The sequence below is a fragment of the Paenibacillus sp. J5C2022 genome (assembly GCF_025567625.1).
Classification (GTDB): domain Bacteria; phylum Bacillota; class Bacilli; order Paenibacillales; family Paenibacillaceae; genus Pristimantibacillus.
Window position 1 is genome coordinate 128,693 of sequence record NZ_JAOQJC010000015.1, and the last position, 20,763, is coordinate 149,455.

18 protein-coding genes are annotated in these 20,763 nt (G+C 54.6%); 9 read left to right on the plus strand and 9 right to left on the minus strand.

The features are described 5' to 3' along the window. Positions 1 to 324 precede the first annotated feature (324 nt). The 9 genes from M6D81_RS14385 (at position 325) to M6D81_RS14425 (ending at position 11,047) form a co-directional block, all read left to right on the plus strand. Positions 325 to 1,320 (plus strand): beta-ketoacyl-ACP synthase III, encoded by a 996-nt coding sequence (locus tag M6D81_RS14385; RefSeq protein ID WP_262677593.1) that lies wholly within the window; start codon positions 325 to 327, stop codon positions 1,318 to 1,320. Next, positions 1,310 to 2,617: an ATP-grasp domain-containing protein gene (locus M6D81_RS14390; protein ID WP_262677594.1), complete on the plus strand. Its 1,308-nt coding sequence runs from the start codon at positions 1,310 to 1,312 to the stop codon at positions 2,615 to 2,617. Before M6D81_RS14385 ends, M6D81_RS14390 begins: the two co-directional genes overlap by 11 nt. Continuing rightward, positions 2,614 to 3,618, plus strand: a complete 1,005-nt coding sequence (locus tag M6D81_RS14395; RefSeq protein WP_262677595.1) for an NAD-dependent epimerase/dehydratase family protein — start codon at positions 2,614 to 2,616, stop codon at positions 3,616 to 3,618. Before M6D81_RS14390 ends, M6D81_RS14395 begins: the two co-directional genes overlap by 4 nt. Then, on the plus strand, positions 3,605 to 4,462 hold the full coding sequence (locus M6D81_RS14400; RefSeq protein ID WP_262677596.1) for an MBL fold metallo-hydrolase: 858 nt from the start codon (positions 3,605 to 3,607) through the stop codon (positions 4,460 to 4,462). Before M6D81_RS14395 ends, M6D81_RS14400 begins: the two co-directional genes overlap by 14 nt. After that, positions 4,459 to 5,787, plus strand: coding sequence for a F390 synthetase-related protein (locus M6D81_RS14405; RefSeq protein WP_262677597.1), 1,329 nt, complete (start codon positions 4,459 to 4,461; stop codon positions 5,785 to 5,787). The genes M6D81_RS14400 and M6D81_RS14405 overlap by 4 nt, the downstream gene beginning before the upstream one ends. Beyond that, complete coding sequence (locus tag M6D81_RS14410) at positions 5,784 to 6,638, plus strand: SDR family oxidoreductase (protein ID WP_262677598.1); 855 nt, start codon at positions 5,784 to 5,786, stop codon at positions 6,636 to 6,638. Before M6D81_RS14405 ends, M6D81_RS14410 begins: the two co-directional genes overlap by 4 nt. A gap of 144 nt (positions 6,639 to 6,782) precedes the next feature. Beyond that, positions 6,783 to 8,516 (plus strand): ABC transporter ATP-binding protein, encoded by a 1,734-nt coding sequence (locus tag M6D81_RS14415; protein ID WP_262677599.1) that lies wholly within the window; start codon positions 6,783 to 6,785, stop codon positions 8,514 to 8,516. Beyond that, positions 8,509 to 10,389 carry an ABC transporter ATP-binding protein gene (locus M6D81_RS14420; protein ID WP_262677600.1) on the plus strand — a complete coding sequence of 627 codons (1,881 nt, stop codon included), beginning with the start codon at positions 8,509 to 8,511 and terminating at the stop codon, positions 10,387 to 10,389. Before M6D81_RS14415 ends, M6D81_RS14420 begins: the two co-directional genes overlap by 8 nt. Before the next feature lie 79 nt (positions 10,390 to 10,468). Continuing rightward, positions 10,469 to 11,047 carry a YkvA family protein gene (locus M6D81_RS14425; protein ID WP_262677601.1) on the plus strand — a complete coding sequence of 193 codons (579 nt, stop codon included), beginning with the start codon at positions 10,469 to 10,471 and terminating at the stop codon, positions 11,045 to 11,047. 80 nt (positions 11,048 to 11,127) lie between these two features. On the opposite strand, the gene glsA is transcribed toward M6D81_RS14425, so the two are convergent. From glsA to M6D81_RS14470, 9 genes are all read right to left on the minus strand, one after another. Next, on the minus strand, positions 11,128 to 12,081 hold the full coding sequence (glsA, locus tag M6D81_RS14430) for a glutaminase A (protein WP_262677602.1): 954 nt from the start codon (positions 12,079 to 12,081) through the stop codon (positions 11,128 to 11,130). 75 nt (positions 12,082 to 12,156) lie between these two features. Beyond that, the gene (locus M6D81_RS14435) at positions 12,157 to 12,942 is read right to left on the minus strand and encodes an HAD-IIA family hydrolase (RefSeq protein WP_262677603.1); all 786 of its coding nucleotides are present in this window, start codon (positions 12,940 to 12,942) and stop codon (positions 12,157 to 12,159) included. A gap of 45 nt (positions 12,943 to 12,987) precedes the next feature. Further along, positions 12,988 to 13,773, minus strand: a complete 786-nt coding sequence (locus M6D81_RS14440; RefSeq protein WP_262677604.1) for an endonuclease/exonuclease/phosphatase family protein — start codon at positions 13,771 to 13,773, stop codon at positions 12,988 to 12,990. 20 nt (positions 13,774 to 13,793) lie between these two features. Further along, positions 13,794 to 14,621, minus strand: a complete 828-nt coding sequence (locus M6D81_RS14445; protein ID WP_262677605.1) for a carbohydrate ABC transporter permease — start codon at positions 14,619 to 14,621, stop codon at positions 13,794 to 13,796. Next, a complete protein-coding gene (locus tag M6D81_RS14450; RefSeq protein WP_262677606.1) occupies positions 14,618 to 15,499 on the minus strand; it encodes a carbohydrate ABC transporter permease in 882 nt (293 codons plus the stop codon). Before M6D81_RS14450 ends, M6D81_RS14445 begins: the two co-directional genes overlap by 4 nt. A gap of 66 nt (positions 15,500 to 15,565) precedes the next feature. Next, entirely contained in the window at positions 15,566 to 16,855 is a 1,290-nt protein-coding gene (locus M6D81_RS14455; RefSeq protein WP_262677607.1) for an ABC transporter substrate-binding protein, read from the minus strand. A gap of 115 nt (positions 16,856 to 16,970) precedes the next feature. Further along, positions 16,971 to 18,494 (minus strand): response regulator transcription factor, encoded by a 1,524-nt coding sequence (locus tag M6D81_RS14460; RefSeq protein WP_262677608.1) that lies wholly within the window; start codon positions 18,492 to 18,494, stop codon positions 16,971 to 16,973. Continuing rightward, on the minus strand, positions 18,491 to 20,329 hold the full coding sequence (locus tag M6D81_RS14465; RefSeq protein ID WP_262677609.1) for a sensor histidine kinase: 1,839 nt from the start codon (positions 20,327 to 20,329) through the stop codon (positions 18,491 to 18,493). Before M6D81_RS14465 ends, M6D81_RS14460 begins: the two co-directional genes overlap by 4 nt. Before the next feature lie 99 nt (positions 20,330 to 20,428). Beyond that, the coding region (locus M6D81_RS14470) for a hypothetical protein (protein ID WP_262677610.1) at positions 20,429 to 20,763 on the minus strand (335 nt) is incomplete at its 5' end.

Sequence of the window (20,763 nt, forward strand, 5' to 3'; positions counted from 1 at the left end):
CCCTCTCATCTCATCCTGGCATCTGATTCATGATCCCTCCCCATTCCGTTGAAACTGATGAATGCCATTGGACCATAAATGGGTCTGACATGACATTGCCTCGCAAACCTAGTAGTATGAATAGTAGAATCTCGAAGCGGACAATAGGTCTTAGGAAACTGATGCATGGCCGGAATCGCGCCGATAGAGGGTAGAGACGATAGAGTCTGTACTTTGAAGCATACGAAGCATACGAGTCCTATGAAGCGTATCGATGGATGTTGAAGTATATTGGAGCGTATTGAAGTATTTTATAGCTTATCGAAGCAACAGGAGGAGCAAGATATGCAACATCGCTATGTGAAAATAATAGGGACTGGCAAGTACTTGCCGCAAACGTGTGTGACTGCCGAAGAGGTCGACGCCAGGCTGGGGGTGAAAGCGGGATGGACGCTGAAGAAGACCGGCGTCGCCAAGCGTTACTTCGCAGGCGAAGAAACGGCGGCGCAGATGGGGGCCAAGGCTGCAGCGGCGGCTATCCTGGCGGCAGGCATCTCGTTCCGCGATATCGATTGCATTGTCGGCGCAAGCGGCACGTACCAGCAGCCGATTCCCTGCAATGCGGCGCTTATACAGGCGGAGATGGGGGAAGGCGCTTCCGGCGTTCCCGCGTTCGACGTCAATACGACCTGCCTAAGCTTCGTCGCCGCAATGGATATCGTCTCTTATATGATAGAAGCGGGAAGATACCGCACCGCGCTGCTCGTGACCAGCGAGATTGCTTCCGTCGGTCTTGACTGGGAGCATAAGGAGAGCGCAGCACTGTTCGGAGACGGGGCGGTCGCGGTTGTCTTGAGCCGTTCGGAGCGGGGCGGCCGCTCTGCAATTGTGCACGCTGCCATGGAAACCTACGGCGACGGCGCTCCTCTGTCCGAGATTCGCGGCGGCGGTACGAAGCTCCATCCGCGCAATTTCGAGGCGACGGGGAAGGACTTCCTGTTCCAGATGGACGGAACGGGCATCTTCCGTATGACCTCGAAGCTGATGCCGCCGTTCCTCGATCGGCTCATGCGGGAAGCGGGCACCGGTATAGGAGAGATGAAGCTGGTTATCCCCCATCAGGCAAGCGCCATGGCGGTCCGGCTCATTATGCGCAAGCTGGGCGTAGGCGAGCATCAGTTGATGGACGTCTCGCACCACGGGGGGAATATGATCGCCGCCTCTATCCCGATGCTGCTGCACGAAGCGATAGAGCGACAGCGCATTGAACGGGGAGACCGGGTGTTGCTGCTGGGCACATCGGCGGGGCTCTCACTGGGAGGACTTATTCTTGATTACTAGAGGGGGAGGCGGCTTGCCGTCTAATAATAGAGACAAGCTGCCCATTCTGATTACCGGCACGAGAGCGCCGGTCGCGCTGGACATCGCCAGACGGCTGGCCGCTGCAGGGCATCCTGTATTCGCTGCGGAGAGTGTAGACTTTCATCTTTGCCGCGTGTCGAGAGCAATAGTGCGGAGCTATCGGGTACCGAAGCCTAACCGGGATCGGGAAGGCTACTTGACGGCCATTCGCCGAATTGTACAGGAGCAGCGCATTGGAATGATCATACCTACTTGCGAGGAAGTATTTCATCTTGCGCAAGGCAAAGCCTTCATCGAACTGGGGACCGGCTGCAAGGTGCTTTGCGAGCCAATCGATCAATTGGATCGGCTGCATAGCAAGTGGAAGTTCATCGAGCATCTGGCAAGCAACGGCATCCTCACGCCGTATACCGAGCGAGTGGAATCGATGGACGAGCTGGAGGAGAAGCTTGGGTCGGGACGTTTTTCCGGCCGCGTGGTGCTGAAGCCGGAGTATTCCAGATTTTCGGCGAAGGTGCGGATCATCGAACTGGATCAGCCGAAGCTATCGGAGAGACTGGCGCTATGGCGACGCGAAGGACAGGGCGAAGAAGACATCAGTCCGTCCCTGCCTTGGGTCGTACAGCAATATATTGCAGGCACGCCGTTATGCACGTACACGATCGCCCATGAAGGCCGAGTGACTGCTCATGCTTGTTATACGCCGACATTCACGGCAGGATTGGGAGCCGGTATTCATATGGGAGCCGTTCAGCATGATGAGCTATGGTGTTGGGTGAAGGAGTTCGCAGCCCAAGAGCGGTTCACAGGCCAGCTCTCGTTCGACTTTATCGTATCCGCCCATGACGGCCGATTATATCCGATCGAATGCAATCCAAGAGCGACAAGCGGCGTTCATCTGCTGCCCCATCATGACGATGCCTTCGCAGGGGCTATTATCGGCACAACCAACCCGACTGGCTTGAGTGGTTCTATTAGCTCGATCGTCTCGCCCGATGACGGACAGCTGCCGTTGTTCCCCGAGCCCGGCGCCTCCTGCATGCTTGGAGCGGCGATGCTGCTATTCGGCGCTTCGCAGCTGCGCCATCCCCGGCGATGGAGGGCATGGGCCTCGGCGTTTCGTCATAGCCGGGACATTATTTTTCGGCTTGACGATCCGCGGCCGTCGGTGGAGCAATTTCGCATTTTGCTGGAGACGATGCGTATTGCGAAGTCCGAGAGGGTATCCATACTAGAAGCATCGACAATTGATTTGGAATGGAATGGTTCACTATGAAGAGTGCGCTAGTAACAGGAGCGACGGGATTTGTCGGGAAGAGGCTTGCCGGCACCTTGCAGCGGAAGGGGTGGCAGGTGACGGCTTTCGGCAGAAATGAAGTGGCGGGCAAGGAACTGGAAGACGCTGGAATCACTTTCATAAAGGGGAATCTCGCTCATCGTGAAATCGTAATGGAAGCTTGCAGAGATCAGGATGTGGTCTTCCATAGCGGAGCGCTATCCTCTCCTTGGGGAGCTTATCAGCAATTCTACGACAGCAATGTGCTGGGCACGAAGCATATCGTGGAAGGCTGCCGTGAAGGCGGCGCCCGCCGGCTTGTTCATGTGTCTACGCCAAGCATCTATATGAATTATCGGGACCGGTTGAACGTTGCCGAGGATAGCCCGCTTCCCCGAAAGGCCGCGAATCATTATGCCGCGACGAAGAGGGTGGCCGAGGAGATCGTGCAGCAAGCGCACATTGAAGGACTTCCCGCCATCATCATCCGTCCGAGAGCAATATTCGGTCCAGGCGATACGACGCTGCTGCCCCGGTTGATACGGGCGAACGACGAGGGAGGCGTGCCGATGTTCCGGGGCGGCCGGATCATGATGGATTTAACCTATGTGGACAACGTTGTGCACGCGCTGCTGCTCTGTGCGGATGCGCCGGAGTCTGCGCTTGGCGCTGCCTACAACATAACCAATCAGGAGCCTGTCATATTGCTCGAAGTGCTGGAGCGTTTGTTCCGCGTGCTGGACAAGCCGCTGAAGCGGCGCAAGGTGCCGTATCCGCTCGCTTACGGGCTGGCGGGGTTGCTGGAATGGAAGGCGAGGTTGCTGGGGTCGGAGAAGGAACCGCTCTTGACCCGCTATTCTGTCGGAGCGCTGGGACGGCATCAGACTTTGGACAATACTCGCGCCAGGAATGCGCTGGGTTATATGCCGCAGGTCAGTGTAGAGGAAGGAATTGTACGCTATGCGGAGTGGTGGAAGCAACATCAGAATGGACATCAATAAGACGACTGTGACGCTTCAGCTGCACGCATCCGGCTATTGCACCCATCGGGAGTTCGTCACAATCTCCGGCGGCTCGTGGGGACATGTCCGTTACCCTGCGGGATATGCTGTAATTGAGCATCCGCAGCACGGCATCCTGCTGTTCGATACCGGCTATGCAAGCCGCTTCCTGGAGGCGACAAGGCCGTTCCCATATTCCCTGTACGCCAAGACGACGCCCGTCTGTCTGGGAGAGAGCGCGGCGAGTCAGCTACAGAGAAGGGGCGTTCGGCCGGAAGACGTGAAGCGCATAATCGTGTCGCACTTTCATGGGGATCATATCGCGGGCTTGCGGGATTTCCCGAACGCGGAATTTATGGCGTCGCGGAAGGCGTATGAAGCCGTGAAGCGCTTGAAAGGGGTGTCGGCCGTCCGAAGGGGATTCGTACCCGCTCTGCTGCCAGATGACTTCGAGCATCGGCTGTCGCCGATTGAAGAGACTCCGCACATCGCCTTGCCGGAACAGCATCCCTTCCACGCAGTGGGCGGCTACGATCTATTCGCCGACGGCAGCCTGATCGCCGTCGATGTGTCGGGGCACGCCGAGGGGCAGTTCGGATTATTCCTGCGCACCGCACGGAACGAATGCTTCTTGTGCGCCGATGCTGTCTGGTCGAGCGCAGCTTACCGGGAAGAGCGGCCGCCCCATCCCGCAGCGGGGCTGATCATGCCGAGCCGCCGGCAGTATCGGGAATCGTTCCTGCGTCTCGTGGAGCTGCATAAGCGCTACCCGGACGTGCGCATCATTCCGTCGCACTGCATGGAAGCGTGGAGCCGGCATATAGAGGGAGGCGAGCCGTTGTGAGGGATAAGCTGACGATATTCCGGTCCTATCTGGCAACGCGCTATCTGCGGAACTGGAATAACCGTGACGCATTGGAAAGCTGGCAGGAGAAGCGGATTGCCCGCCATATTGAAGCAGTCAGGAAGGAATCCCCGTTCTACCGTGAACTGTGGGACGGGAAGCGGAGCGTGGAGTGGCGTTCCTTCCCAATTATAGATAAAGGAATCATGATGGAGCATTTCGATAGCCTGAATACGGTGGGCATGAAGAAGGAAGAGGCGATGCGGCTGGCGCTTGAAGCCGAACGAAGCCGGGACTTCTCTCCCGCGATGAACGGCGTCACTGTGGGTCTATCCTCCGGCACTTCGGGCAATCGGGGGCTGTTCCTCGTCAGCGATTGGGAAAGGTATACGTGGGCCGGAGCGATGCTGGCGAAGGTGCTTCCCGGCTCGATTATGTCTAGCGAGAAGGTGGCCTTCTTCCTGCGAGCGGACAGCCGTCTGTACAGCTCGGTGAGAGGGAGGCGGCTGCAGTTCCGGTTCTACGATCTGCTTCAGCCGCTCGAGCGTCATATTGATCAACTGAACGTCTACAAGCCATCCATAGTGGTCGGTCCACCGTCGTTGCTCCGGCTGCTGGCGGGAGCGGCGCAATGGGGCGCTCTTGCGATTGCCCCTGCGAAGGTGATCTCCGTCGCAGAGGTGCTGGACCCGCTGGACAGAAGCTATATTGAAGCGGCGTTCGGAGGGATACTGCATCAAGTCTATCAATGTACGGAAGGGTTCCTGGCTTCTACCTGCCGCTTCGGCACTCTCCATATCAATGAAGATATCGTCGCGATTCAGAAGGAATATGTCGATGCGGACAAGAAGAAGTTTATGCCCATTGTGACGGACTTCACACGAGTATCCCAGCCGATTATCCGCTATCGCTTGAACGATCTGATTACGGAGGGGGATTGCTGCTCCTGCGGATCTCCGCTTGTCACGATTGCCTCCATAGACGGGAGGAGCGACGATCTGTTCTATCTGCCGGGCAGCGACGGGCGTTCCGATATCCCTGTATTCCCGGACTATATCGCACGCGCTGTTATCGTAAGCAGCGATCGGGTGTCGGAATATAAGGTCATTCAGCACGACCGCAGCCAGCTCGAAGTGATGCTGGAGCTGCAAGGCCATGCATCTTGGGAGGAAGAGTCGGCGGCGGTCGTGTCGGGATTGGACGAGTTGTTCCTTAAGCTGGGATGCGTTAGTCCTGTTTACGAATGTACACGATATCAAGCACCGGAGAAGGGCGTCAAGCTGCGGCGGGTGGAGAACAAGTGGAAGAGGGGGACGACGCGATGAGCGACAAGGTGGCGCTGCTGACAGGTACATCCAGCGGCTTCGGCATGCTGGCCAGTCTCCGTTTCCTGGAGAAGGGTTACCGCGTCGTGGCGACGATGCGCGACTTGAACAAGAAGAGCGAATTGCTGGAGCGGGCAAGAGGGCTGGGCTGCGAATCGCGACTGGATTGCATGAAGCTGGATGTGACCAGCGAAGCGGATATTCGTCATGCGATGGAGCAGGTGAGGGAGAAGTACGGAAGGGTGGATGTGCTGGTGAACAATGCGGGCTATGCCGTCGGCGGAGCGGCCGAGGAAGTGCCGATGGAGGAGTGGCGCAAGCTGATGGATACGAATCTGTTCGGCGTCATCGCCATGACGCAATCCGTCCTGCCCCTCATGCGGGAGCAAGGCAGTGGCACGATTATTAATGTAAGCAGCGTCAGCGGACGAATCGGCATCCCCGGCTATTCGCCATATTGCACATCCAAGTTCGCTCTGGAGGGGTTCAGCGAATCGCTGCGCCATGAGGTGAGCGGCTTCGGCATCAAGACGGTGCTGATCTGCCCGGGAGCTTATAATACGTCCATCTGGGATAAAGGGTTCGATCACATTCATGTCACGGAAGCTTCGCCGTATCGGCCGCTTCTGGATGCCGTGTTGGGCTATTCTCGCCGGACGGCGGAATCGGCTCCCGATCCGGACGAGATCGCGCGCAAGATCGTATGGCTGGCGGGGAAGAAATCTCCATCCCTGCGCTATACGTACGGGAAAGGTTCGCTGCAATCGATGCTGGGGAAGTCCCTTCTGCCATGGCGCTGGTTCGAGCGGATATTGGCTGTGGCGCTGAAGAAATCCGATACAGGAAAATGAACTGTGCTCAAATGAGAGTCCCGTCGATCGGCATACGGCTGAGATACGGGGCTTTTTTAAAGTTCTTTATGGTGGAGGAAACCAGAACCGGATGATGCGCAAGCGGCGAAATTGTATTATGATGGTAACGAGGGGAGGAGCGGTATGCGGACAGTATTTTCCAACTTGAAACCGTTTCGATTTGCAGTAGTCATAGCTCTAATTCTCATGTTCACTGAACTTATTGCGGAATTGCTCCAGCCCTATATTATTGCCAAAATCATTGACGACGGCATTATGCAGAACCGCCTAGACGTGGTGTACCTGTGGGGAGGCGTGCTGCTGGGAATATCCGTGGTAGCTTTCGGATTCGGCATCGTCAGCTCTTTCTTCGCCGCTCATGTCAGTCAAAGCTTCGGCTTCCGTATGCGGGAGCTGCTGTATGAGAAAGTGCAGCGGTTCACGTTCACGGAATTTGGACGCTTCTCGGAGTCTTCGTTAATTACACGCTTGACTAATGATGTCATGCAGCTTCAGAATACCGTCTTCATGGGCTTGCGCATTATGCTGAGAGCGCCGCTGCTCGTCATTGGAAGCGTTATTATGGCGTTCCTGGTGGATGCCAAGCTGGCCTTGTACTTCGCAGGCGCCATTCCGATCCTTGCGTTGTTCCTGGGCTGGGTCATGAAGCGGGGCGAAAGGCTGTTCCGCGAGGTGCAGCAGCAGCTGGACAAGGTCAACAATGTGCTGCAGCAGAATCTGATCGGCATGCGGCTCGTCCGCGTATTCGTCAGGGAGAAGCATGAAGGCGATCGCTTCAGCGATGCAAGCAATGGATTAATGGAGCGGATGGTCGCCGCACTCAGACTGACGGAGCTGACGATGCCGGTCATCCTGCTCGTGATGAACGCCAGTGTTATCGCTGTATTGTGGTTCGGACGCATCGAGCTGGATCAGAGTGGAGCAGTTACGGTGGGAGAGATCGTCGCAATTGCCAACTATGCTACGAGGACGACCGGCGTGCTGTCGCTAATGGCGATGATCGTCGTCAATTTCTCCCGCGCGCTCGCTTCGGCGAGAAGGGTGGAGGAAGTGGCGACGACGGGCAGTGCTGGAAAGACCGATGCACAACGCAAGAATGCGCGGACGGTAGGAGCGGGAGACGTTGAGTTCCGTGATGTCACGTTCCAATATCCCGATACAGAAGCGCCGGTGTTGGAGAGGGTGTCCTTCCGGACGGAAGCCGGCAAGATGGTAGCGATAATGGGCGCTACGGGCGCCGGGAAGTCGACGCTGCTGTCGCTGATTCCAAGATTGTACGATATCGAGGACGGCAGCGTGCTTATAGACGGTTACGATGCACAGCATATGGAGCCGAACACCCTGAGGAGGGCGATTGGCTATGTGCCGCAAGACATTATGCTGTTCACCGGAACGGTGGCGGACAATGTTCGCTGGGGGAAGGAAGAGGCGACGATGGAGGAAGTGATGGAGGCCGCACGGCTGGCGCAAATTCACGATACGATTCAGTCGCTTCCCCAAGGTTACAATACGATAGTCGGCCAGAAGGGTGTGAATCTGTCGGGCGGGCAGAAGCAGCGGCTGACGATCGCAAGGGCATTGGTGCGGAAGCCTGCCATTCTGCTGCTGGACGACTGCACAAGCGCGCTTGATGTCCATACCGAAGCGGCGCTGCTTGCCGCGTTGAAGGAGCGGAAGTGCACAATCTTCCTTATCACGCAAAAAATAAGCGCCACAAGAGCGGCCGACTCCGTGCTTCTACTGGATGACGGCAAATTGCTTGCATCCGGTACGCATGAAGAGCTTGTAGAAGCTTCGGCGCTGTATCGCAGCATATGCGAATCACAAGAGCGGAAGGCGGGGGTATCGCATGCTTAAGAAGCTGATGGAGCCGTTCCGCTATCCTCGTCCGGAAGCCGCTGCCAGCCGGGGGGAAAGCCTTCACCCGCCTGCGCAGCACGGAATGGGGAGACTGGCGGAGCGCGCGGGCGGAGGGAAGCCGAAGCAGCGGGCGAAGGACGCCGCCGGCACGCTGAAGCGAATATGGCGCTATCTGATCCAATACCGCGCCAAGCTTATCGCCGTCATGGCGATGGTGCTGTTCAGCACCGGTCTGGCTCTGCTGGGACCTTATTTGATCGGCACGGCGATCGATCGTTTTATTGTAGAGCGCGGCAGCGGCATGCTGCTGTTCCTGCTCGGCATCGCGGCCGTCTATTCGCTGCAGGCGCTGACCACATGGCTGCAGAGCATATGGATGATCACTATCTCGCAGCGCACGGTGCTGTCGATGCGCAGAGAGCTGTTCAATCATCTGCAGCGGCTGCCGATTCCGTACTTCGCCAAGCGGCAGCACGGCGAGACGATGAGCCGGATGACGAATGATATCGAGAATGTGAGCGCCACGCTGAACAGTTCGGTCATCTCCGTCTTCTCCAGCGTGCTGCTGCTTGTCGGCATTGTTGGCGTCATGCTTTCCCTGAGTCCATTACTCACATTGCTCACCTTCCTCGTCGTGCCGCTGATGGCGCTGGGAATGAAATGGATTACGAACCGCACGAGCCGGATGTTCAGGGCGCAGCAGCGCAATCTGGGCGAATTGAACGGCTACGTGGAGGAGACATTGTCCGGTCAGCGCATTATTAAAGCCTTCTCGCAAGAGGAGACGGTCATTCGCGAATTCCGTCAGCGCAACGAGCGGATTCGGCTGTCCGGCTTCTGGGCGCAGGCCATCTCGGGCTTTATTCCGAAGCTGATGAGCGGCCTGAACAATCTCAGCTTCGCCATTATAGCCGGAATAGGCGGCATGCTGGCGCTTAAGGGCGGCACGATTACGGTAGGCGTCATCATCATCTTCGCGGAATATTCCAGACAGTTCACCCGTCCGCTGAACGATCTCGCCAATCAATGGAACACGATGCTGTCCGCCGTGGCGGGAGCCGAGCGGGTGTTCCAGGTGCTGGATGAAGAGGTGGAGAGCAGCGATGAGAGCGGGGCGGAGGAGGTGCGATCCGTGGAAGGGAAGGTAGTCTTCCGTGACGTATCGTTCTCGTACGAAGCGGGCGGCGATACGTTGAAGCATGTCAGCTTCACGGCGGCGCCCGGCGAGACGGTGGCGTTCGTGGGACCTACCGGAGCGGGCAAGACGACGCTCATCTCGCTGCTGAGCCGCTTCTATGAGCCGACAACCGGGGCGATCGAGATCGATGACCGCGACATCCGCACGATGAAGCGGGCCAGCCTGCGTTCACAGATGGCGTTCGTGCTGCAGGACCCGTTCCTGTTCGAAGGCACGATCGCAGACAATATCCGATACGGCAAGCTGGATGCGTCGGATAAGGAAGTGGAGGAAGCGGCGAAGCTGGCGAATGCGCACGGCTTCATCTCCCGGATGAAGGGCGGTTACAATGCGCTGCTGAAAGGGGATGGAGCGGGCATCAGCCAAGGGCAGAAGCAACTGCTCGCGATCGCCAGGGCGATTCTGGCGAATCCGTCGATATTGGTGCTCGACGAGGCGACGAGCAGCATCGACACGGTCACGGAGATTAAAATTCAGGAAGCGCTCCAGCGGTTGATGGAGGGGCGCACGAGCTTCATTATCGCCCACCGCTTGAATACGATTCAACAGGCCGATCAGATCGTCGTGCTCCAGAACGGCACAGTGGCGGAGAAGGGCTCGCATGAGGTACTGACCGCCAAGGGCGGATTCTACAGCGGGCTGGTGCATGGTCAATATGTGCTGGAGCCATAATGGGGTTGAAACCTTTCGTCGTCCGAACGAGTATTAAGGGGACATACAACGGCAGAACAACGGTAAAGGAGTGGGGAGGATGGATGCAGTAGAGTGTCCGTATTGCGAGCAATTGACGGAGATCGGCGACGGAGACAATGTAATGGACCGCCATTGCGAACATTGCGGGAAGAAGCTGGTGGAAGAAGCGGTGCCCGAAGGGATGAATGAGAATCAGCCGCTTCTGCCGTCGAAAGCGGACATGACTGCCCCGGTGGAACAAGAAGTGGATGTTGACAGCTGGGTGAGTAAAATCGGCGATTACGACAAGCAAGTCAAATACGTCGAGGAAGGCTTCTGGGGCAAGGTGAAGCGATATGCTTCCAAAGTGCCCTTCGCGCGGGAGGTGATGGCGCTCTATTATTGCGCGCTTGATCCCGCAACGCCGCGGGCGGCCAAAGTGACGGCCATCGGAGCGATCGCCTACTGGATACTGCCTCTTGACTTGCTGCCGGATTTCATTCCGGTCGCAGGCTTCGCCGACGATGCGACAGCCGTCATCATTGCCTTCAAGACGCTAAGCGGCTTTATTACGGAGGAGCATAGAGAGAAAGCGGAGCAATTCTTCGCGCTCAATCGCAGCTTCAAGGTTGTGAAGCGTCCAGCGAATGAGGATTGAAAGAAAGAGACATGCGGTCAGATTGTCGTCTGATGCATGTCTCTTGCTATTAGGACGGATGAATCTGCCGGCTGGTTGTACTAGAACAAGCTCCAGTCCAGCCGCTGCGACAGCGTCTCCAGCAGATGGACGCCGGCGATGCTGTTGCCCTTCGGATTAAGCGCTGGGCCTACGACCCCAATGCCGTATCGCCCGGGCACCAGCGTCAATATGCCGCCGGCGACGCCGCTCTTGGCCGGCATGCCGACCTCGATGGCGAATTCGCCCGATGCATTGTACATGCCGCAAGTGACCATGAACGTCTTGGCAATCTGTACATAGCGGCGAGGTATGTGACGCTCGCCCGTCAGCGGGTCGGTCCCGTCGAACGCCAGCACGAGCGCCATGCGGGCAAGATCTGCACAAGTGACGTTGATGGAACAGTGACGGAAATACACATCAAGCACCTCGTCCACTTTGCCTTGCAGCACTCCGTTGTCTTTCAGGAAATATGCCATGGAACGGTTCAAATCTGCCGACGCCGATTCCGACCGGTAGACGGCTTCGTTCACTTCAAGCGAGTCGTTCGCCGCCAGTCTGCGGAAGAACTGCAACACTCGATCGGATTTCTCTTCCACGCTTGCTCCTGCAATAAGGGAGGAGATGACGATCGCACCGGCGTTGATAAGCGGATTGAACGGAATGCCAGGCTGAACAAGCTCGAGCTTCAGCATGGAATTGAAGTTGTCGCCGGTAGGCTCCATGCCGACCTTGTCGAAGACGGCTGCTTCCCCGTTGTCCATCAAGGCGAGCAGCAGCGTGAACACCTTCGAGATGCTTTGCATCGTGAAAGGGATCGCTGCGTCGCCTGCGACAACAGAGGCGCCGCTGCCATTCATAATCTGAATGCCGAGCGCTTCATGCGGCGCTTTGGCCAGCTCGGGAATATAGGAGGCTACCTTGCCTTCGCCGCATTGTGCGCGGCTCTCTTCTACCCATTGCGGCAGCTCCTTCTGCAGCTGAATCCATTCTTCGCTTGCTTGAGGCGTATTCATGCCGGACCCCGCTCCCTTCCGTATTCAAGAGAATTGTATATCTACTTCATATAGTAGTTGCCTTTCAATATACAATTAATCCGCGGCAGCCACAAGATCCCGGACAGATTGAAGCACGTACTCCGGCTGGAAGCCCGACGAGCTGATATCTTCTCTTCGGGCAACACCCGTTAGAACTAGAGCCGTATGTATGTTGGCGATCTGCCCCATGCGGATGTCGGTCTCCAGCCGGTCTCCCACCATGATGCACTCCTCCGCTTCCAGCCCCAGAGCTTGAAGTGCCGCCGCTGCCATATGACAGGATGGCTTGCCGGTAATCGTCTGAACTTTGCCCCCTGTAGCTCCTTCGATCGCTCCGATGATGCTGCCGCAGTCAGGCACCTCCCCTTCCGGCAGCGGGCAAGTGCGGTCGGGATTGGTCGCTATGACAATGGCGCCGTTTTTCTTGATCGCCTGATAAGCGAAATTCAGCATATCGTAATGGAACTGGCGGTCCCAGGACAAGACGATAACGTCCGTCTCCTCCGGGGAATCGGCGAAGCGGACTCCGCTGTCCCGCAGTTCTTTTTTGAACACTTCTTCGCCGACCACGTACACTTTTTTATCATGATACCGCTCCTGCAGCATCCGGGTTGTGACGACTGCCGGACTCAGAATATGCTCCAACGTGACGGGAATGCCCAGCTTGTTCAGCTTGCGTACGCAGGAGTCTCGCGATTCAATCGTCTTATTCGTCAGGAATAGAATCTTCTTGTTCATGCCCAGCAACGCATTGACGGTCTGAACCGCTCCTTCGATGGCATGTTGACCCAGATAGATCGTGCCGTCCAGGTCGAAAATATAACCTCTAAAAGCCTTCAACGTAAAGTAATCTCCCTTCGGAATCTTGCTCCGAATATCAGATGGTTAAGGCAGCTGTACTCGGGAGGCAATGGGGTAATGATCGGAAGGATAGGCGCCATCCTGCTTATCGCGGTAAACGAATGTCTCCAGAATCGCCATATCCTCGCTTGTGAATATATAATCGATCGGCTCTCCTTCGACGCCGCCCTCGAAGTCGTGGAACGTTCGTCCGACCGGCTCGGCAAGAATGTCATATGCATCCTTCAATTGTTCCTTCAAGCATACAATCGCCGGATTGTCGGGATAACAGTTGAAATCTCCTGTAACAACGACCGGAATATGGTAATCTTGCCGAAGCTCGGCTATCTTGTGAAGCAGCAGCTTGGCGCTCGCCACGCGCGCTTCTTGTCCGAGATGATCGAAGTGTGTGTTGAGATGGTAAAATTGCATCTCCGGCTTCTCTTTCGATTGGAACAGTCCCCACGTACAGAAGCGAGGCAAGCTGCTGTCCCAGCTAACGCTGCCGGCCTGGTCAGGCGTCTCCGACAGCCAGAATTGTCCGTGCTCCAGCATGGAGACGTCATCATGACGATAGTAGATGCAGCAGCATTCGTCCATCGCCTCGTCGCCGCTCTCATAACCGCTGCGGCCTTCGCCGATTCTGCTATAGCCGGTCAAGTCTCGGTCCAGATCGCGGAGCATGTCATACTTGCCTTCTTGCGTACCTGCTACTAATGGAGCGAACCTGCGAATGAGTTCCGCGGCTTGCTTGTTGCGGTATGGCCATGCGTTGCTTCCGTCCACCGGCGTGTTCACGCGCAGATTGAATGTCATCACTGTCAGTTCCATCGATTAGCACATCCTATTCATTATTTGATAGAGCCCTCTGTCAAGCCGCCTATAATCAGCTTCTGCGTGAAGGCATACATGATCGTTATAGGCGCCATAGAGAGCGCGAAGGCGGCAAAGGCAAGCGTATAGTCAAAGCTGACCTCTGACTTGAAATTATAAATGAATAGAGGCAGCGTCCACAAATCCGGATGTCTGTTCAGCATAATGAGAGGGAGCTGGAAGTCGTTCCAAATCCATAAACTGTTCAGAATGAGAATAGTCGCAATAATCGGCATGAGCAGTGGATAGATAATACGGGAGAAAGTAAGCCACACTCCGCAGCCGTCGATTTTGGAAGCCTGATCAAGCTCCAGCGGGATATTCTTCAGAAAGCCGACGCACAGGAAGATGCCCTGGGCGAACGATAGCGTAACGTACATAATGATAAGTCCTGTCTGATTCAGAAGCTCCAAGCTGCCCATGTGGCGATAGATCGGAAGCATGACGGCCTGGAAGGGGACGAATATGCCGGACAATATCAGGAAGTAGACCGCTTTATAGTAGACATGCTTCATGTTGCGCGATATGGCATACGACACCATCGGAATGAACAAGAGCATGAACAGCAGCGAAGCGACGGTTATGACAGTAGAGTTCAGGACAACAGTCCAGAAGTTGGATTTGTTCATCACGTTGATGAAATTGTCCAAGTACAGGCTTGACGGCGGTGAGAAGAAGTTTCTGGTCGTTTCTTCTCTCGTCTTCATGGCTACCGCAATCGTTAAATAAACCGGAATTAGAATGAAGAGAGAGCCAATGCCCAGGAACGAGTACGATAAAATGCGAAACGGCATGTTCTTGCTCATTGCTGCCCCACCTCTTTCTTCGACAGGAGCTTAATCTGGATGAATGATATGATGCCGATCAGCAAGAACACATAGATGGCTTCAGCCGTTCCGTAGCCGAATTTCATCTCGTTCATGCCATGCTGGTAGATAAGAAAGCCGAGCGATTCCGTCGACTTGGACGGTCCGCCCATCGTCATCGCTACGATATAATCGAATACAGTCAAGCCGCCCTTAATGGCCAGCACCAGATTGACGGTCAGCATCGGAATCAAGAACGGCACCGTGACGGAGAAGAAGCGCTGCGTAGCCGAGGCTCCGTCGATGATGGCGGCTTCGATCAGATCCTTCGGTACGCTGGACAGCCCCGCGATAAAGATAACCATCGGAATGGCGAAGCCCTGCCAAATGTTCGTAAGCGCAATGCCGAATATGGCGGTATCGGGATGTCCCAGCAAGTTCCGCGACAGCCATTCGATGCCGAGCGCTTCCCCGATCGGAGGGAACAGAGAGTAGAAGAATTGATTGAATACCATGCCGACTGTAATCATGCTCAGCACGGCAGGGAAGAAATAGATCGAGCGGAACAGCCCTCTCAGCTTCAGCGACTGGCTTAGCAGAAGCGCCAGCAGCAGTGCGATGCCAAGCTTGAAGATCACAACGATGAAGGTGTACAGCAGCGTGAACATCAAGCCGTTGTGAAACCGCTTGTCTTCAATAATCGCGATATAATTTTTTAATCCTACGAAATCGTAGGACAGGGAGAAGCCGTCCCAGTTCGTCATGCTGTAGTATACGCCTATGAACATCGGCGCTAGAAAGAAGAAAGCGTACAGGAGCACCGCGGGAAGCGTTAGCAGGAAGAAGACGGCCCCTGGCTTAAATCCTCTTATCGTCATAATTGACCCTCCATTAAAAATGCGGGAAAGCTCTCGGACAAGCAGCGTTCCCGCATGCATTATGCGTTATTGATTATGTTTATTGTAGAAAATGGCGTCCAAAGCTTCCAGGTACTGATCCACGTTGCCCGTTACGAACATCTCTTGTGTCGCCTTGCCCACTTCAGCGTTCACTCCCGGCGGCCAGAGGCGCTCGATTGTCGGGTAGATTTTGCCATCGGTGATCAATTCGGTCAGCAAAGTAATTTCTTCACGGCTGCTCTTCACGTCCTTGATGCCGGACGGATAGCCCGCCATCGCCAAGTAAGTCTCCACATTTTCCTTCTCGGACATGAAGGAGATGAACTTGCGGGCCGCTTCTTCGTTCTCGCCATTAGCAGGCAAGCCGATCGCCGTATCCACCGATACTTGCGTTTTGATGTCCGCTGCATTCACAGTCGGAAGAGGGAACATCGCGAAGTCCAGATCCGGGCTGGATTCCTTGATTTCCTTAATGGCCCAGATGCCCGTGAACCACATCGCCGTCTCGCCGTTCGCGAAGGCGCGCAGGGCGTCGTCGTAACCGGTGCCCATCATATCCTTCTGACCGTACTTGCGAATATCCAGCAGTGATTGCGCGAACGGCTTGAAATCCGGATTGTCGGCAATATGCGCCTTGCCGTTCATGACGTCTTCAAGAAATTGTTCGATGTCCGGCATGGTCTGGCCCATCTTGTATACGACCTCCTGGCGGATGCCGTTATAGTCTTTGTCATGGAAGTAGAACGGAGTGATGCCGGCAGCTTGCAGCTTATCGGCAGCGTCAATCAGTTCTGCTTGCGTTGAAGGAGGCTGTAATCCCAAGCTAGCGAACATCTCTTTGTTATAGTACATGCCCAGTGTGGCAACGCCGATTGGAACCGCATAATTTTTGCCGTCGATTTTGCTCAAGTCCGCAATAGCGGGTTGAACGTTGGCCATAAGCGGATCGTTCGTCAGATCGAGAACCTGGCCTTCCTTGGCCATTTTCTGAAAGACGGAGTTGTGCGGATAATGCGTGAATACGGCAGGCGCATCCTTCGTCGACACCCGCATCGACCAGACGTTCTCGGGATTAGGCACATTGTTTTGCTCCACCTTGATGCCGGGGTTGCTGGCTTCGAATTTGCTGATCAGATCGTTGACAACGTCAACAGCTTCGGGCTTCATTTGGAAATACTCGATTTTTACCGTGTCGGCTGATTTGCCGCCCTTGTCGCTATTGCTGGAAACGTCTTCAGAATTGCCGTTGCCGGTATTGCTGGAACAGCCCGCTGCGACGACCATTGTCAGACAAGTCAGCGCTGCGATTCCGCCCTTGAACCATCTTGCTTTCATGTGTACATCCCCTTTAGCAGTAATTGTTGTTGTCGTACGGGATACATTGTAGCAACGGGAACGGCAGTGAATATAGGAGAATTATGACACTCTTTATATGAGAATAATGACCATTTCATTGACCGCTGCGGCTGTTCGCCGATTTGCTTCGATCCTTGCCCGGGGTTCTTCCGAACACCTTCTTGTACATATGGATGAAGTAGGAATAATCGTTGAAGCCGGCTTCGCTCGCCACTTCCGCCACTGTCCGTCCGCACTGATTCTCCAGCATGCTTTTCGCTTTGTTCATACGCACCTGGAGCAGGTAGGCGGAGAAGCTCATGCCGACTTTGCGTTTAAATTGGCGGCTGAGATAGCTTGGATCGACGAAGTGCTTCTGCTGGGCCAGTTCTTCCAGCGTTATCCGCTGTTTGTAATGGATATCTACGTGTGCCTTTATATTTTCTACGATGTCTTGCTGTGCTTCATGGCTATGGATATGATCAATCACAGTTTTAACGGATGCAATCAATTGCTGCCCCAATATGTCCAAGGTGGGATAGTGCAGCAGATTGCGCTGCTCCAGGAAGCGGAAGCGAATCGTATCGGAATATTTCTCGCCGAATCCGTTCAAAGCGTTAATCGTACCGGCCAGCCAGTCTTGCATCATGGGCGCGGAGTACTTATGCTTGCGGGCTTCCGCAAGCCATTGCGATACCATGGCTGCCGACTCATCCGATTTCAGCTTGTGCAGGTTACGGATAAAAGCTTCCGTCCACTCTTGAAGAACACCGGCGGCATAGAAGTTGTCATTCCTTGTCTCATGAAATGCAACGATTTCATCACAGCCGGCTATCATACTCTGTACGGCAGCGGTTTTGGCTTCGGCATAACAATGGCGCAACAGCGCCCCATCGTGCTGGATGGAACTGATGCCTGCATGAACAAGCCTGCCGCCTTGACGCTTCAATGCCGGTTGCAGCGTCGATGTCAGCAACAGCCGCAGCTCGTTCTCCATCCGGGGCATAAGCTGTTCGCCCATGCTTATCGATGACAAGGGCATCCACAAGACAAGCCAGCCTTCATAATGCTTGTCCGGTATGACAACAGCGTCAGACATTCGCTTGTCCAAGTGTTCCAACGCTAGTTCATCGCCTCCTATCCAATCCGCTTGAAGGAATACGATCTGGAAGCCGCGGGACGTTAACGTATTCGTTTCGGGAGTCACTGCTGTCTCCTCCAGACTATATAAGCAAGCTGAGAGGGCTTCGCGTCGCTTCCTTCGGCTTGCGGCTTGAAGCTGCTGCTCCAGCCGATCCAGCAACGGGTACAGCTCATCTCTGCTCATGGGCTTAAGCAAGTAATGCTCCACTTTGTATTGAATCGCTTGCTGCGCGTAGGCGAAGTCGTCATAGCCGCTAATGATGGCGACGAATATGCCGGGATGGCTGGCATGGATCTCTGCCGCAAGATTGATTCCGTCAAGGCCAGGCATGCGTATATCCGTCAGGACGAGATCGGGCGTCTGCGATTGCACCAGGCCCAAGGCGGAGAGCCCGTCTTCAGCTTCCAGTATGTGCACGGAGCTGCTCCAGTCCGTTACCATTTGCACGACTGCTTTTCTTGCAATATACTCGTCGTCCGCAATTAATATTTTCACTTTGTGGCATCTCCTTTAACGATTGGAATGGTGAGCGTGATCGTGGTGCCGTCCTGCTGGTTGCTCCTGACCTTCATCCAGTATCCGTCACCATAAAAATGCTTGATGCGCGTATAAACGTTCATAAGTCCATAGTTTCTGCCGTTGTCGGAGCCGTCAAGTGGCTGATCCTGGCGCAGCATCTCATTCAGTTCCTCCAGCTTGTCGGGGTGGATGCCGACACCGTCGTCATGTACGAAGATATAGAGGGATTGCCCCACGCGTTTGATTGTTAAGCTCAGCGTTCCCCTTCCCACTTTAGGCTCGAGTCCGTGGTAGAAGCTGTTTTCGATAATCGGCTGGATCAGAAATTTCAATATTTTGCATGGCATGACTTCCGGATCGATCCGGTACTCCACTTGAAATCGGTTGTAGAAGCGAATCTGTTGAATCTTCACGTAGTTGTCGATTTGCTCCAGTTCATTGGCAATGGTCACTTCGTCGCCGTATTTGATGTTATACCTGTACAGGCTGGATAAGCACTTGGTCATCGTAGAGATATCTTCCATCCGGTGAAGCTCCGATATGGCGTGAATGGTATTTAATGTGTTATATAGAAAATGCGGATTGATTTGCGCTTGCAGCATTTTCAACTCTGATTTTTTCTGCAGCATTCCTGCGGCAATCTCGGATTCTCTGCTCCTTCGCAACCGATTTATCATATCGTTGAAGCTGTTGATCAGACGGCCGATCTCATCTTCGCGTTCGCTGTAAGCTGCGACGTGATGCAGATGACCGCTGTCTATCGTTTTCATGGCGCCGCTTAGCTTCAATATCGGGTTGATGAAGTAACGGTGGAAGAAGTACGCAAGCGAGAAAGCGGCCGCCAGCGCCAGTAGGCTGAATAGGACGTAATTGAACGAATGTCCGATGAACGTATTGACGATCTGTGCATCGGGAATGAAATGAATGATCGTCCACCCCGTCACCTTATTGATACTGCCGCCTACCATATAATGCTGATCGTTCCACTCCAGTCTGGATACTTTCGTGCTGCCCGTTGTCAAGTCCAGCCGGGAGAGAGAGGAAGTCAGCTGACCGACAAGTTCCGGATCAATCATATTGGGCCGGCCTTCGGAATGATAGACGATCGTGTTGCCGTCCAGCACAATCGTTTGCAGCTTTAATTGCCCTTGCGTCGATATGCCCCCAAGCATGTTTTCGATCGCTTTGGCATAAATCTCAATCTTGACGTACGCTTCCCGTCCCTTGTTCAAGTTAAGGTCGGACAGGTAGCGCACGATGGAGATGAACTGCTTCTGATTATGGCTCAAGCTGAGCGACTGGCCGTAGTTGCCCGGAACGGATACGACGAAGCTGCCCTTCTGCAGCTGTTCCTTGCCGATGTAGCCGACGGTCTCGAGCACACTATGCGCGTTCTCGGGCTTGCTGCCATATATACTGCCATTAGGCGCGGCAACGGAGATCGTAGCAATATTCCCGTTGATCAGCACCAGCTGCTCCAGGGCGGTCTGCATATAGTTGGCATCTTTAATATATTGGTTCTCCGTTGACGGCATGGATTTGTCCATAATGTTGTAGAGCTTGTGCTCAGTCAGATAGAAGAATGAATTGCGGGAGAGATTGTTGAAGAAATCGTTAACGGTTACATTCGTACGCGAATCCAGTTGTTGAAGGATATCTTCATAATCGGAATTGGTCTGGCGATAGAGATGAGCGCCGTTGATGAACAGTGCGGACATGACGGGAACCGCGATAAGAAGCAGGTAAGTCACAATCAACTTGGTGCGGAATGACGTCTGTTGGAATCGTTTGATCATGTTGCTCTTAAGCATGTGAGACTTTCCTTTCCTGATGCTTCTCCCAAGATGTACGGTGAGAATTCGAATTCGCTCGTATATGTCCTAACTATTATCACAATTTTTGAAAGAGAGCTAGCAAAAAAACGGATTCTGTATACGCTGTTCCAAATTGCCGATGTGGAATATAGCTGGATTCGCGGTGGTAACGAGGAAAAGCGGGATAATGTCTGTATCCGCGCCGCGAACTACGCAGGAAGAGGACTTCATGACGGATGAGATAATTTTTTTAAAAAAGGGGTTGCCAAGATTGGACAGGCTATGGTATATTCTAATTCCGGCCGCGAGATAAGCGGTTGGGTGAAAGAAAAGAGATTGTTCCTTGAAAACTGAACAACGAGCGAAACTGCCCCGTTTAAAGGTTTGCGAAGCAAATCCTGCATCGTAAGCATTTGACGGAAAAGCAATAT